This is a genomic window from Streptomyces spinoverrucosus (assembly GCF_006539505.1).
GTDB lineage: Bacteria > Actinomycetota > Actinomycetes > Streptomycetales > Streptomycetaceae > Streptomyces > Streptomyces spinoverrucosus.
Window position 1 is genome coordinate 1 of sequence record NZ_BJND01000030.1, and the last position, 13,149, is coordinate 13,149.

The following is a 13,149-nucleotide window of genomic DNA, read 5'->3' on the forward strand; positions in this document are numbered from 1 at the left end:
TCGCGATGACCGGCGTGGTGATGACCGCGGTGGCTTCCGCCGTGACGACCGTCGCGATGACCGGCGTGGTGATGACCGTGGCGGGTTCCGCCGTGACGACCGCCGTGATGACCGGCGTGGTGATGACCGCGGTGGCTTCCGTCGCGACGATCGCCGTGACGACAGGCGCGACGACCGGCGTGACAGCGACCGGGGCGGATACGGCCGCCGGGACTACCGTCGGGACGACCGCCGGGACGACCGTCGGGACGATCGCCGGGATGATCGGCGCGACGACCGGCGTGACGACCGCGACCGTGGCGTCCGGCGGGACGATCGTGGGGACCGTGGTGGCTACGGTCGGCGTGACGACCGGGGTGAGCGTGGTGGGTTCCGCGGGCGGGACGACCGTGGACGTGGGCCCCGTCGGGACGACCGTGGCGGTCGGCCCGGTGGCTTCCGTGGGCGTGATGACCGGCGCGGCGGCGGTGGCGGTGGCGGTCGGTTCCGTGAGGAGCGGGAGCGGGACCGTGAGCCCATCAAGCGGCTGCCGATCCCGGAGGACGTGACCGGCGACGAGATCGACAAGGACGTACGGCAGGAGCTGCAGAGTCTGCCGAAGACGCTCGCGGAGGACGTCGCCAAGAACCTCGTCATGGTCGCGCGGCTGATCGACGAGGACCCCGAGGGGGCGTACGGCTACTCCAAGGTCGCCCTGCGGCTGGCGTCGCGCGTCGCTGCCGTACGGGAGGCGGCCGGGTTCGCGGCCTATGCGAATCAGAAGTACGCGGAGGCGTTGGCCGAGTTCCGTGCGGCGCGGCGGATGACGGGTTCCGTGGAGCTGTGGCCGGTCATGGCCGACTGCGAGCGTGGGCTCGGGCGGCCGGAGAAGGCGCTGGACATGGCCGGGGCGCCCGAGGTGCAGAAGCTCGACAAGGCCGGGCAGGTGGAGATGCGGCTCGTCGCGGCCGGCGCCCGGCGTGACATGGGGCAGCTCGACGCGGCCATCGTGACGCTGCAGAGCCCGGAGCTGGCCTCCAGCTCCGTACAGCCGTGGACCGCGCGGCTGCGGTACGCGTACGCCGACGCGCTGCTTGCGGCCGGGCGGGAGCGTGAGGCGCGGGAGTGGTTCGCGAAGGCCGTGGAGGCGGACCGGGACGGCAGCACGGATGCCTCGGACCGGCTGGCCGAGCTGGACGGGGTGGAGTTCGTCGACGCCCTCGACGAGAGCCAGGAGGACGAGGGCGAGGTCAAGGACGAGTCGGGCTCCGCCGGGGACGGCGACCGGGACTGACGTCCGGATGTGAGAGTGGGCGGGACCCTAAGGGTCTCGCCCACTTTCGTATGCGCGTCAGATGTTCAGCGCGCGGAGCACCAGGCCCGACGCCGGTTTGGGGCCGAACGACGTCGACTTGCGGGGCATCGTGACGCCCTGGCGGGCCAGGTCTCGTACGACGTCCTCGTGGACCGGGTGCATCAGGACCGCCGTGCTGCCGTCGCGTTCCGCCTTGCGGACCGTGGCGGCCGCGTCGTGGATGTACGCGATGTGGGCGGGGGAGTCCTCGGGGATGTGCCAGATGTGGTCGAGGAGGGTGGCGTGCAGGACCGTGGCGTCGAGGGTGCGCCAGGCCTCGGGGCGGTCCGTGGGGATCGTGCGGGTCAGGAGGTCCGGGTCGGGGCGGTCGACCAGGTGGAACGTGCCGTCGCCGGCGAGCAGGAAGGCGTTGCCTGAGGCCGCGGCTTCGGCGAGGGCCGTGAGGGCCTCGGGGAGCGGTGCGTCCACGCGGCGGACGCGGAAGTGGCCCTGGAGGGCGGACAGGGCGTCGGGCACCGGCAGGCCGTGCAGGAGGCGGTGAATGGCGCGCACGCGCAGGGGGTAGCGAGCGGTGTCGACCAGGAGGACCAGGCCGTAGTCCCAGGGGCTGGGGGAGGGGTGCTCGGCGCGCAGGCGGCGGTAGGTGGCCCAGCGGTGGTGGCCGTCGGCGATGAGGGCCTGGTGGTGGGCGAGGTCGGACTGGACGCGGGCCAGGTCGTCGGCGTCGGTGATGGACCAGAGGCGGTGGCTGAAGCCGTCCTCGGTGGTGGTGGCGAGGAGCGGGGGCTTTTCGGCAGTTCGTTCGACGACCTCGCTCGTGTCCGCCCCGCCGTTGCCGCGGTAGGTCAGCAGGAGGGGTTCGAGGTTCGCGGAGGTGGCGCGCATCAGGTCGGCGCGGTCGGCGACGATGTGCGGCATGACGTCCTCGTGCGGCAGGACCACGCCCTCCGCCGGATCGGACACGCGCAGGGCGCCGATGATTCCGCGCTGGAGCATGCCGTTGCCGTCGTGCTGTTCGTAGACGTAGAGGCCGGGTTCGGGGTCGGCGGCCAAGATGCCTTCGGTGAGCCAGCGGTGCAGGGTGTCGGCGGCCTGGGCGTTGCGCGCGGTGGGCGTGTCGGCCTCGGGGAGGATCAGCCGGACGATGTTGTGCGGGTCTGCCGACTGCAAGTGGTGCAGGCCGTCGGGGCGTACCACGACGTCGTACGGCGGGGACGTCACGGCCGCCAGACTGCCGACCCGGTCGGGGTCGTAGCGAAGGCCTCGGAACGGGGTGAGTTCCAGGCCTCGGCGCGTCGCTGCTTCCGGGTGACCTGCTGTGTTCATCTCGGCATCGTACGTGCGCGCGTGTGTCAGTGGCGTGAGGCATGATCGGGGGAAAGCCGGTGGACCGAGGAGCGGTGGGGAATGAGCCAGCAGGTCAGGACCAGGCCCGAGGGCAGCGGGCGGGCGCTGAGCGAGGCGTACGACACGGCGCTGCTCGACCTGGACGGGGTGGTGTACGCGGGCGGGGAGGCGATCGCGCACGCCGTCGACTCGCTGGGGGCCGCGCGGGCGGGTGGGATGCATCTGGCGTACGTCACGAACAACGCGCTGCGGACGCCGGACGCCGTGGCCGCGCACCTGACGGAGCTGGGCATACCGGCGCAGGCCGGTGACGTCATCACCTCGGCGCAGGCGGTCGCGCGGCTGATCGCCGAGCAGGTGCCCGCGGGGGCGCGGGTGCTGGTGGTCGGTGGCGAGGGGCTGCGGGTGGCGGTGCGGGAGCGGGGGCTCGTGCCGGTGGAGTCGGCGGACGACGACCCCGTGGCGGTCGTACAGGGGTACGGCGGGCCGGAGTTGCCGTGGGGGCGGTTCGCCGAGGCGTGTTACGCCATCGCGCGCGGGGTGCCTTGGTTCGCGTCGAACACGGACCTGACGATCCCTAGCGCGCGCGGGATCGCGCCGGGGAACGGGGCGGCGGTGGCGGTGGTGCGGATAGCGACCGGTGCCGAGCCGCAGGTGGCTGGCAAGCCGCTGCCGCCGATGCACCGGGAGACGATCCTGCGGACGGGCGCACAGCGGCCGCTGGTGGTGGGGGACCGGCTGGACACGGACATCGAGGGCGCGTTCAACGGGGGCGTCGACTCGCTGCTCGTGCTGACCGGCGTGACCGACGGGCCGCAACTGCTCGCCGCGCCGCCGCAGCACCGGCCGACGTATGTCGACGCGGATCTGCGGGGGATGCTCACCGGGCAGCCGGAGGTCGTGGAGGCCGGTGTGGGCTTCCGGTGCGGTGGCTGGACGGCGACGGCCGGGGACGGGCGGCTGGAGCTGGACGGTGAGGGGGAGGCGCTGGACGGGTTGCGGGCGCTGTGCGCGGCTGCCTGGACGGCGGCCGGGGAAGGGGTTTGTGAGCTGGACGGGGGGAAGGCGTTGGCGAGGCTGGCGCTGTAGCGGCCTGGGGGCCCGGCGTCGGGGCGTGGCCTGGTCCGGTCGGGATCTTGATCCAATGCGAGGGTAGGCTAACCTAACTGCGTGTTGGTCGAGAGTCCCCCCGAACAGCGCGCGGAAGACACCTCCGCGCCCCCAACCCGCCGGGTGATACGTGCCGTTGGGCTGCTCCTCGCTGTGCTGATCATGGTGCTCGTCGCGTTGACGAGCATCGCCGTCGGTGCGAAGGAGCTGACCCTTGGGCAGGTTTGGCACGGTCTGTTCCAGGATTCGGGGACCTACGGCGACGTCGTGGTCGGCGAGCGGCTGTCCCGGACCCTGCTCGGGCTGCTCGCCGGTGCCGCGCTCGGGCTGTCCGGAGCGGTGTTGCAGGCGCTCACCCGCAATCCGCTGGCCGACCCCGGACTGCTCGGCATCAACGCGGGCGCGTCCGCGGCGGTCGTCACCGCCATCACCTTCTTCGGCGTCACCAGCCTCAACGGCTATGTGTGGTTCGCGTTCTTCGGCGCGGCCGCGGTCGGGGCGCTGGTGTGGTTCCTGGGCGGCAGCCGGGGTGCCACGCCGGTGCGGCTCGCGCTCGCCGGTACGGCGATCAGTGCCGCCCTCTACGGCTACCTCCAGGCCCTGATGATCCTGGACGAGGCGGCGCTGGACCGGATGCGGTTCTGGACGGTCGGTTCGCTGAGCGCGGCGACCGACGACACCATCACGCAGGTGCTGCCGTTCCTGGTGGCCGGTTCGCTCCTCGCGCTCGCCCTGGCACGCCCGCTGAACGCGATGGCCATGGGCGACGACACCGCCAAGGCTCTCGGCGCCAACCTCAACCGCACTAGGGCGCTGTCCATGCTCGCCGCCACCGTGCTGTGCGGGGCGGCGACCGCCGCCTGCGGGCCGATCGTGTTCGTCGGCCTGATGGTGCCGCACGTCGTACGGTCCTTCACCGGGCCCGACCTGCGCTGGATCCTGCCATACGCGGCCGTCCTGTCGCCGGTGCTGCTGCTCGGCGCCGACGTGCTCGGCCGGATCGTCACGCGGCCCGCGGAACTCCAGGTCGGCATCGTGACAGCGATCATCGGCGGCCCGGTCTTCATCTTTCTCGTACGACGGCGGAGGACGGCCCAGCTGTGACCACCAACCGTGCCAACCGTGCCGTACGGACGCCGGGCGGGCTGTCCGTGCGCCTGGACGTCCGGGCCTGCACCGTCGTCGTCCTGCTGCTGCTCGCCGCGCTCGCCGCGAGTGTGGTGCTGATCGGCACCGGTGACTTCCCGATCCCCGCCGCCGACGTGCTGAAGACGCTCGTCGGCAACGGGGACGCCGGGCAGGAGTTCATCGTCAACGAACTGCGGCTGCCGCGGGTCCTGGTCGGGCTGCTGGTCGGCGCATCGCTCGGGCTGGGCGGCGCGCTCTTCCAGTCCATCTCCCGCAACCCGCTGGGCAGTCCGGACATCCTCGGCCTCGGGCAGGGCGCGACCGCCGGGGCGCTCGTGGTGATCGTGCTGTTCTCCGGCAGCGCGGGCGCTGTCACCGTCGGGGCGCTCGTGGGCGGCCTCGGGACAGGCCTGGCGATCTACGTGCTCGCGTGGAAGCAGGGCGTGCACGGGTATCGGTTCGTGCTGGTCGGGATCGGTATCTCCGCCGTCATGACCGCTGTCAACGGCTATCTGCTGACCAAGGCCGACCTGGTCGACGCGGCCCGGGCAGTCGTCTGGATGACCGGGTCGCTCAGCGGCCGTGACTGGGCGCAGGTCTGGCCGCTGCTCGCGCTGTGCGCCGTCGTCGTACCGCTCGTCCTCGCCAACGCACGCGGGCTGCGGATGCTGGAGATGGGCGACGACGTGTCGTACTCGCTCGGAGTGCGGGTCGAGCGGGTGCGGATGCTGCTGCTGGTGGCCGCGGTGCTGCTGACCGCCGCCGCCACCGCCGCCGCCGGTCCCGTCAGCTTCGTCGCGCTCACCGCGCCGCAGCTGGCCCGCCGGCTGACCCGCTCGCCCGGCCCGAACCTGCTGCCCTCGCTGTGCATGGGCGCGGCCCTGCTGGTCACCGCCGACTGGATCTCGCAGCGCGTCTTCGGCGCCGACCAACTGCCCGTGGGCGTGGTCACCGGCGTGCTCGGTGGCGTCTACCTGCTGTGGCTGCTGGTCACCGAGCGCAAGGCGGGGCGGATATGAGCGGCCCCGCGCACCAGAACATCCAAAGGAGCACCGTGAACCGCCTGTCCGCCGAGAACGTCACCCTCGCCTACGACCAGCGCGTCATCGCCGAGCGGTTGTCGGTGGAGATCCCCGACAACTCGTTCACCGTGATCGTCGGCCCGAACGCCTGCGGCAAGTCCACGCTGCTGCGCGCGCTGTCGCGGATGCTCAAGCCGAGCCAGGGCCGGGTGCTGCTGGACGGGCAGGTCATCCAGTCGATGCCGGCGAAGAAGGTCGCCCGGACGCTCGGTCTGCTGCCCCAGTCGTCGATCGCGCCGGACGGGATCACGGTCGCCGACCTGGTGGGCCGCGGACGGTATCCGCACCAGGGGATCCTGCGGCAGTGGTCGACCGAGGACGAGCGGGTCGTGCAGGAGTCCATGGCGCAGACCGGGGTCGCCGAACTCGCCGATCGCTATGTCGACGAGTTGTCCGGCGGCCAGCGACAGCGCGTGTGGATCGCGATGGCCCTCGCCCAGCAGACGCCACTGCTGCTGCTGGACGAGCCGACGACGTATCTGGACATCCACCACCAGATCGACGTACTGGATCTGTGCGCGGAGCTGCACGAGGAGCAGGGGCGGACCCTCGTCGCCGTGCTGCACGACCTCAATCACGCCGCCCGGTACGCCACGCACCTCATCGCGCTGCGCGGCGGCGAGGTGATCGCCGAGGGCGCGCCGAACGACATCGTCACCGCCGAGCTGGTGGAGGAGGTCTTCGGGCTGCGCTGCCAGGTCATCGACGATCCGGAGACGGGGACGCCGCTGGTGGTGCCGGCGGCGCGCAAGGCACGCGCGCGGGTGGCGGCTAAAGAAGCTTCCTGAGGCGGAACAGATCACGCAGGCCCGCCTCGAACCGGACCCGGCCCGACCCCCAGGCCTTGGCGAAGTTCAGCTCGCCGTCCACCAGCGCCACCAGGTCGTCGCCGGTCAGCGCGAGCCGGATCTGCGCCCTCTCACGGGGCGGGCCCTCAAGTGTGTCGTGCACCACGATCCGGCCCCCGGTCATCCGGCCGGCGAAGGTGACGTCCAGGTCCTTGATGTGGCAGCTCACCGAGCGGTCCAGGGCCGCCGCCTCGCGTACGTCCCCTTCGGCGCTCTGCATGTTGTCCGAGAGCTTTTCGAGTGCGGCGCGGCACTCCTCGATCGTGGCCATCGCGGTCGACCGTACCGCAGGGGTACGGGGTAGCGTCGGGGCATGAGCGACGCAGTGCCGGAAGCCGGTATCCCAGCAGCGGCGGAGGATGAGCCCGGGGCCGGGCCCGTGCCCGAGTACGACCCCGCCGCGCCCGCCCCGCTCGGCGTGCCCCGCACCCCCACAGGCAACTCCGAGGTGGACGCCCAGCTGGAGCGGCTGGCCGACGCCGACCACCTGGCCACCGACGGACACGTCGAGGTGTACGAGGATGTACATCGGGGGCTGCGCGACGCGCTCACCGCGCTCGACGCCCGCCCGGGACCTCCGGCGCCCCCATCGACGTATGGCAGTAGGAGCTGAACCGAACGTGGCAGGAGTCGCACGTCGCCGTCTGGATGCGGAGCTGGTCCACCGGAAGCTGGCGCGCTCGCGCGAGCACGCCAGTCAGCTGATCGCCGCCGGGCGGGTCGCCGTCGGCAAGATCGTCGCGACCAAGCCCGCCACGCAGGTGGAGACCTCGGCGGCCATCGTCGTCGCGGCCGACGACAGCGATCCCGGCTACGTCTCGCGCGGCGGCCACAAGCTCGCCGGCGCGCTGAAGGTGTTCGTCCCGCAGGGGCTTGTCGTCGAGGGGCGGCGGGCGCTGGACGCCGGGGCCTCCACCGGCGGTTTCACCGACGTGCTGCTGCGGGCGGGGGCCGCGCATGTCGTCGCCGTCGACGTCGGATACGGGCAACTCGCCTGGAGTCTGCAGAGCGATGAACGCGTCACCGTCAAGGACCGTACGAACGTACGGGAGTTGACGCTTGAAGCGATCGATGGGGAACCTGTGGATCTTGTCGTGGGGGATCTGTCCTTCATCCCGCTCGGGCTGGTCCTGCCCGCACTCGTGCGCTGTGTACGGCCGGACGCCGACCTGGTGATGATGGTCAAGCCGCAGTTCGAGGTGGGCAAGGAACGGCTGGGCAGCGGGGGAGTGGTACGGAGTCCGCAGTTGCGCGCCGAGGCCGTGTGCGCGGTGGCCGAGCGGGCCTGGGAGCTGGGGCTCGGGGTGAAGGGTGTGACGGCCAGTCCGTTGCCCGGGCCCTCGGGGAATGTCGAGTACTTTCTGTGGCTGCGGGCCGGGGCTCCCCGACTGGACCCGGCCGACGTCGATCGTGCAGTTGCGGAGGGGCCGCGTTGACAGCGAACCGAGCTCGTACTGTTTTTCTGCTCGCCCACACCGGACGGCCCGCGGCCGTGCGCAGCGCCGAGCTGGTGGTCAAGGGACTGCTGCGGTCCGGGATCGGCGTGCGGGTGCTGGAGGCGGAGGCGCTTGATCTGCCGCTGCCGGACGAGGTGCAGCTGGTCAAGGAGGCGACTCCGCAGTGCCTCGACGGGTGCGAGCTGCTGATAGTGCTCGGCGGTGACGGGACGCTGCTGCGGGGCGCGGAGTTCGCGCGGGCGTCCGGGGTGCCGATGCTCGGCGTCAACCTCGGGCGGGTGGGGTTCCTCGCCGAGGCCGAGCGGGACGATCTGGACAAGGTCGTCGACCGGGTGGTGACGCGGGCGTACGAGGTCGAGGAGCGGATGACGGTCGACGTCGTCGTGCACAGCAACGGCGACATCGTGCACACCGACTGGGCGCTGAACGAGGCGGCGGTGCAGAAGGCTGGCGCCGAGAAGCTGTTGGAAGTGGTGCTGGAGATTGATGGGCGGCCGGTGACCGGGTTTGGGTGTGACGGGATTGTTCTCTCGACGCCTACTGGGTCTACGGCGTATGCGTTTTCCGCGGGTGGGCCTGTGGTGTGGCCCGAGGTGGAGGCGTTGTTGATGGTGCCGATCAGTGCGCATGCGTTGTTCGCGAAGCCGTTGGTGACGTCGCCCGATTCGGTGCTTGCGGTGGAGGTTTTGCCGCATATTCCGCCGGGTGTGCTGTGGTGTGATGGGCGGCGGACTGTGGAGTTGCCGCCGGGGGCGCGGGTTGAGGTGCGGCGGGGGGCTGTGCCTGTGCGGCTTGCTCGGCTGCATCATGCTTCGTTCACGGATCGGCTGGTGGCCAAGTTTGCGTTGCCTGTTTCTGGGTGGCGGGGAGCGCCGCATTAGCTGATGCCGGTGGTCGAGTGCGGGTGGTGTGTGGTTTCTCGCGCAGTTCCCCGCGCCCCTTCCCGGCGTGCACTCGCGTGGGTGACATGGGTGGCCCGCGTGCACTTCTGCTCCCGGACCTCGTATGGTCGTGTCCGTGTTGGAGGAGATGCGGATACGGTCGCTCGGAGTCATCGACGATGCCGTCGTCGAGCTGTCGCCGGGGTTCACCGCCGTCACCGGTGAGACGGGTGCGGGCAAGACCATGGTGGTCACCAGCCTGGGGCTGTTGCTGGGTGGGCGGGCGGATCCGGCGCTCGTGCGGATCGGGGCCGGTAAGGCGGTCGTGGAGGGGCGGATCACCGTGCCCGCGGACGCCTCGGTCGCCGTACGGGCCGAGGAGGCCGGGGCCGAGCTCGACGACGGGGCCCTGCTGATCAGCCGTACCGTTTCCGCCGAGGGGCGGTCCCGGGCGCATGTCGGCGGGCGGTCCGTGCCCGTGGGGGTGCTGGCCGAGCTGGCGGACGAGCTGGTGGCCGTGCACGGGCAGACCGATCAGCAGGGGCTGCTGAAGCTGTCGCGGCAGCGGCAGGCGCTCGACCGGTACGCCGGTGACGCGGTGGCCGGGCCGCTGGCCAAGTACTCCGAGGCCTACCGGCGGCTGCGGGCCGTCTCCGTCGAGCTCGAAGAGATCACCACGCGCGCGCGTGAGCGGGCTCAGGAAGCCGACATGCTGCGGTACGGGCTCGACGAGATCGCCGCCGTCGAGCCGCGGGCCGGGGAGGACGTGGAGCTCGCCGAGGAGGCCGAGCGGCTGGGGCATGCGGAGGCGCTGGCGTCCGCCGCCACGGCCGCTCATGTGGCGCTCGCGGGGAATCCCGAGGATCCCGAGGGCGTCGACGCCTCGACGCTCGTCGCGGGGGCGCATCGGGCGCTGGAGACCGTACGGTCGCACGACCCGGCGCTGGCGGCGCTCGCCGACCGGATCGGGGAGGTCGGGATCCTGCTGGGCGATGTGGCGGGCGAGTTGGCGGGGTACGCCGACGATCTGGACGCCGATCCCCTGCGGCTGGCGGCGGTCGAGGAGCGGCGGGCCGCGCTGACCGCGCTGACCCGGAAGTACGGCGAGGACATCAACGCCGTGCTCGCCTGGGCCGAGCAGGGCGCCGCGCGGCTCACCGAGCTCGACGGCGACGACGAGCGGATCGGGGAGCTGACCGCCGAGCGGGACGCGCTGCGGGCCGAACTGGGTGGGCTGGCGCAGGCGCTGACGGACGCGCGGAGGGACGCGGCCGAGCGGTTCGCGGCCGCTGTGACCGCCGAGCTGGCGTCGCTCGCCATGCCGCACGCGCGCGTGTCGTTCGCCATCCGGCAGACCGAGGACCCGGAGGGCGTCGAGGTCGGCGGCCGCCCGGTGGCGTACGGGCCGTCGGGTGCCGACGAGGTCGAGCTGCTGCTGGCGCCCCACCCGGGTGCGCCGCCGCGGCCCATCGCCAAGGGCGCGTCCGGCGGTGAGCTGTCGCGCGTGATGCTGGCCGTGGAGGTCGTGTTCGCGGGGACGGATCCGGTGCCGACGTACCTCTTCGACGAGGTGGACGCCGGCGTGGGTGGCAAGGCCGCGGTGGAGATCGGGCGGCGGCTGGCACGGCTGGCGAAGACCGCGCAGGTCGTCGTGGTGACGCACCTGCCGCAGGTGGCGGCCTTCGCGGACCGGCAGTTGCTGGTCGAGAAGACCAACGACGGGTCGGTGACAAGGTCCGGCGTGAAGGTGCTGGAGGGCGAGGACCGGATCCGGGAGCTGTCCCGGATGCTGGCCGGTCAGGAGGACTCTCAGACGGCGCGGGCGCATGCGGAGGAGCTGCTGGAGACCGCTCGGGCGGACGGGTAGCAGGTCGTACGGTAGTGCGATGATCACCCGTCTCCGTCGCACGCCGAGGACCACCTCTCTCGCGGTCACCGCCGCCCTCACCCGCGCCGCCCTCACCGTCCTGCGCAGCACCGCCCCCGGCGGCCGTGAGCGCTGGGAGCGGAAGAACTACGCCGGACGGACCGTCGAGTTGTACGCCGGTCCGGCCACCGCCCTCGCCACGGCCGTCGGCGTCGGACGGGTGAGCCCGCTCGCCGGGGCCGCCCTGGTCGCCGTCGGCGCCTGTGGGGCGTACGACGACGTGGCCGGGGATCACCGGCGCGGCTTCCGGGCGCATCTGGCGGCGTTGCGGGAGGGGGAGGTCACCAGCGGGGCCGTCAAGCTGGTCGGGATCTCCGCTGCGGGGCTGCTCGCGGGCGCCGCGCTCAAGGAGCGGCCGCTCGACAAGGTGCTGGCGGGGATCGTGATCGCCGGGGCCGCGCATGTCGTCAACCTGGTGGATGTGCGGCCGGGGAGGGCCGCCGGGGCGGTCGTCGCGCTCGCGGCGCCCGGGCTGCTGCGCAAGGGGCCCGGGGCGGCGGAGTTGGCCGCCGTCGCCATGGGGGCGGCCGGGGCCGTGCTGCCGGACGATCTCGGGGAGCGCGTGATGATCGGGGACACGGGCGCGCATGCGCTGGGTGCCGCCCTCGGGGCGGCTGTCGTCGCGGCCAACGGGCGGGTCGGGCTGGTCGCGCATGCGGCCGGCGTCGTGGTCGCGGCGGTGTGCGGGGACCGGGTGAGTGGGCTTGCGAGGTCACTCGGGTGAGTGACGTCGGGCGGCGCGTTGCCCCGGCGTGCGGGAGCGTGTGATCTCCGGCGTTGCCGGAACGGCCGTACCTCCTGGCATCCTTGGGCGAGTGCGCGGAGGACGTCGCGCGGCGCACCCCCTCCGCCGCATCCTTCTGTACGTTTCTCCGTGACCGTCGTGAACCGTCGTCACCGTCCGACGCCGAACCGCCGAACCCAGGAGCCCCGGCCACGTGACCCCCGTGAGCAGCCACTCTCCGCACGGCCAGTCGACGCTGCGCACCGTGCAGGTGCTGGGCGGAGGCAACGCCGGCAGCAGCGCGCACGTGCGCTCGCTGGCCGCGGGGCTCGTCGCGCGGGGCGTGCGGGTCACGGTGTGCGCCCCCGTCGAGGCGGATCGCACCTACGACTTCAGCGGGGCCGGCGCCGAGCACGTGCACGTGCCGCGCAGCAGCGACCCGGGGTCGGTGGCGGCGCTGCGCGCCGCGTGCACGGGCGCCGACCTGGTGCACGCGCACGGGCTGCACGCCTCGTTCCGGGCCGCGCTCGCCCTGGCCGGACGGAGCACCCCGCTGATCGTCACCTGGCACAACCGCGCCCACGCCGAGGGGGCGCGCGCCCACTTTCTGCGCATGCTGGAGCGCCGGGTGGTGCGGGCGGCCGCCGTGGTGCTCGGCACCACCTCCGATCTCGTCGACCGGGCACGGAAGGCGGGTGCGCGCGACGCACGGCTCGCCGCGATCGCCCTGCCCGGGCACCGCACGCCCGCCGAGCCCGACGAGCCCGACCTCGCGCGCCCCAAGATCCGGGCCGAACTCGGCGCCATCGGACGCCCGTTGCTGATGGCCGTCGGCTCCCTCGACCCGCGGCGCGGCTACGACGTCCTGCTCGCCGCCGCCCGCGCCTGGCGTGGGCTCGATCCCGTGCCGCTGGTCGCCATCGCGGGCGAGGGGCCGTTGCGCACGGCGTTGCAGCGCCGGATCGAGGAGGAGGGGCTGCCGGTGCGGCTCATCGGCCGCCGCGACGACGTGGGTGAGCTGCTCGCCGCCGCCGATCTGGCACTGCTGCCGAGCCGGTGGGAGTCGCGGTCACTGCTGGCCCAGGAGGCCCTGCACGCGCGCGTGCCGCTGGTCGCCACCGCCGTCGGCGGTGTGCCCGAACTCGTCGGCGACGCGGCCGAACTCGTCCCGCCCGGGGACGCGGAGGCGTTCGCCACCGCCGTCGTACGGCTGCTCGGCGACCCCGAGCGGCGGGAGCTGCTGGCGGAGAAGGGGCTGCGGCAGGCGGCGACCTGGCCGACCGAGGACGAGACGGTCGCCCAAGTGCTCAGCGTGTACGACGAGTTGACGCAGCCCCGGCCGCTGATCTGA

At 72.8% G+C, this 13,149-nt stretch carries 13 protein-coding genes and 1 pseudogene; 12 read left to right on the forward strand and 2 right to left on the reverse strand.

The genetic code is table 11. The features are described 5' to 3' along the window. Window positions 1–548 (forward strand): annotated as a pseudogene (locus SSP24_RS43540) (hypothetical protein); the annotation flags it as partial. Further along, window positions 527–1,273: a tetratricopeptide repeat protein gene (locus SSP24_RS43545; protein ID WP_141311337.1), complete on the forward strand. Its 747-nt coding sequence runs from the start codon at window positions 527–529 to the stop codon at window positions 1,271–1,273. The pseudogene SSP24_RS43540 and the gene SSP24_RS43545, both read left to right, overlap by 22 nt. 57 nt (window positions 1,274–1,330) lie before the next feature. Here the strand turns inward: SSP24_RS43545 and SSP24_RS21260 are convergent, their stop codons facing one another. Continuing rightward, complete coding sequence (locus tag SSP24_RS21260) at window positions 1,331–2,620, reverse strand: DUF1015 domain-containing protein (RefSeq protein WP_141311259.1); 1,290 nt, start codon at window positions 2,618–2,620, stop codon at window positions 1,331–1,333. An 81-nt stretch (window positions 2,621–2,701) separates the two neighbouring features. Here SSP24_RS21260 and SSP24_RS21265 point away from each other — a divergent pair, with 81 nt between their 5' ends. The 4 genes from SSP24_RS21265 to SSP24_RS21280 all read left to right on the forward strand — a co-directional run bounded on the left by SSP24_RS21265 (window position 2,702) and on the right by SSP24_RS21280 (window position 6,749). Then, window positions 2,702–3,730 (forward strand): HAD hydrolase-like protein, encoded by a 1,029-nt coding sequence (locus tag SSP24_RS21265; protein WP_141311260.1) that lies wholly within the window; start codon window positions 2,702–2,704, stop codon window positions 3,728–3,730. A gap of 81 nt (window positions 3,731–3,811) precedes the next feature. Further along, window positions 3,812–4,855, forward strand: a complete 1,044-nt coding sequence (locus SSP24_RS21270; protein WP_141311261.1) for a FecCD family ABC transporter permease — start codon at window positions 3,812–3,814, stop codon at window positions 4,853–4,855. Next, a complete protein-coding gene (locus tag SSP24_RS21275; protein ID WP_141311262.1) occupies window positions 4,852–5,898 on the forward strand; it encodes a FecCD family ABC transporter permease in 1,047 nt (348 codons plus the stop codon). Before SSP24_RS21270 ends, SSP24_RS21275 begins: the two co-directional genes overlap by 4 nt. Continuing rightward, window positions 5,895–6,749, forward strand: coding sequence for an ABC transporter ATP-binding protein (locus tag SSP24_RS21280; protein WP_141311263.1), 855 nt, complete (start codon window positions 5,895–5,897; stop codon window positions 6,747–6,749). The genes SSP24_RS21275 and SSP24_RS21280 overlap by 4 nt, the downstream gene beginning before the upstream one ends. On the opposite strand, the gene SSP24_RS21285 is transcribed toward SSP24_RS21280, so the two are convergent. After that, window positions 6,733–7,080 carry a sterol-binding protein gene (locus SSP24_RS21285; RefSeq protein WP_141311264.1) on the reverse strand — a complete coding sequence of 116 codons (348 nt, stop codon included), beginning with the start codon at window positions 7,078–7,080 and terminating at the stop codon, window positions 6,733–6,735. The two genes, SSP24_RS21280 and SSP24_RS21285, sit on opposite strands and share 17 nt — an antisense overlap. A gap of 42 nt (window positions 7,081–7,122) precedes the next feature. On the opposite strand from SSP24_RS21285, the gene SSP24_RS21290 reads away from it, so the two are divergent. From SSP24_RS21290 to SSP24_RS21315, 6 genes are all read left to right on the forward strand, one after another. Further along, complete coding sequence (locus SSP24_RS21290) at window positions 7,123–7,422, forward strand: hypothetical protein (protein ID WP_141311265.1); 300 nt, start codon at window positions 7,123–7,125, stop codon at window positions 7,420–7,422. A gap of 7 nt (window positions 7,423–7,429) precedes the next feature. Then, window positions 7,430–8,245, forward strand: a complete 816-nt coding sequence (locus SSP24_RS21295) for a TlyA family RNA methyltransferase (protein ID WP_141311266.1) — start codon at window positions 7,430–7,432, stop codon at window positions 8,243–8,245. Further along, window positions 8,242–9,147 carry an NAD kinase gene (locus tag SSP24_RS21300; RefSeq protein WP_141311267.1) on the forward strand — a complete coding sequence of 302 codons (906 nt, stop codon included), beginning with the start codon at window positions 8,242–8,244 and terminating at the stop codon, window positions 9,145–9,147. Before SSP24_RS21295 ends, SSP24_RS21300 begins: the two co-directional genes overlap by 4 nt. Before the next feature lie 124 nt (window positions 9,148–9,271). Further along, window positions 9,272–11,014: a DNA repair protein RecN gene (gene recN, locus SSP24_RS21305; protein ID WP_174864680.1), complete on the forward strand. Its 1,743-nt coding sequence runs from the start codon at window positions 9,272–9,274 to the stop codon at window positions 11,012–11,014. Between the two features lie 19 nt (window positions 11,015–11,033). Next, window positions 11,034–11,798, forward strand: a complete 765-nt coding sequence (locus SSP24_RS21310) for a hypothetical protein (RefSeq protein ID WP_141311268.1) — start codon at window positions 11,034–11,036, stop codon at window positions 11,796–11,798. A gap of 214 nt (window positions 11,799–12,012) precedes the next feature. Continuing rightward, window positions 12,013–13,149, forward strand: a complete 1,137-nt coding sequence (locus tag SSP24_RS21315; protein ID WP_141311269.1) for a glycosyltransferase family 4 protein — start codon at window positions 12,013–12,015, stop codon at window positions 13,147–13,149.

Excerpts from the sequence above, each read along its gene's own strand:
- SSP24_RS21265 (WP_141311260.1), top strand. The coding sequence starts at position 2,702 with ATGAGCCAGCAGGTCAGGACCAGGCCCGAGGGCAGCGGGCGGGCGCTG.
- SSP24_RS21290 (WP_141311265.1), top strand. The coding sequence starts at position 7,123 with ATGAGCGACGCAGTGCCGGAAGCCGGTATCCCAGCAGCGGCGGAGGAT.
- SSP24_RS21260 (WP_141311259.1), bottom strand. The coding sequence starts at position 2,620 with ATGAACACAGCAGGTCACCCGGAAGCAGCGACGCGCCGAGGCCTGGAA.
- recN (WP_174864680.1), top strand. The coding sequence starts at position 9,272 with ATGGTCGTGTCCGTGTTGGAGGAGATGCGGATACGGTCGCTCGGAGTC.
- SSP24_RS21310 (WP_141311268.1), top strand. The coding sequence starts at position 11,034 with ATGATCACCCGTCTCCGTCGCACGCCGAGGACCACCTCTCTCGCGGTC.
- SSP24_RS21285 (WP_141311264.1), bottom strand. The coding sequence starts at position 7,080 with ATGGCCACGATCGAGGAGTGCCGCGCCGCACTCGAAAAGCTCTCGGAC.
- SSP24_RS21280 (WP_141311263.1), top strand. The coding sequence starts at position 5,895 with ATGAGCGGCCCCGCGCACCAGAACATCCAAAGGAGCACCGTGAACCGC.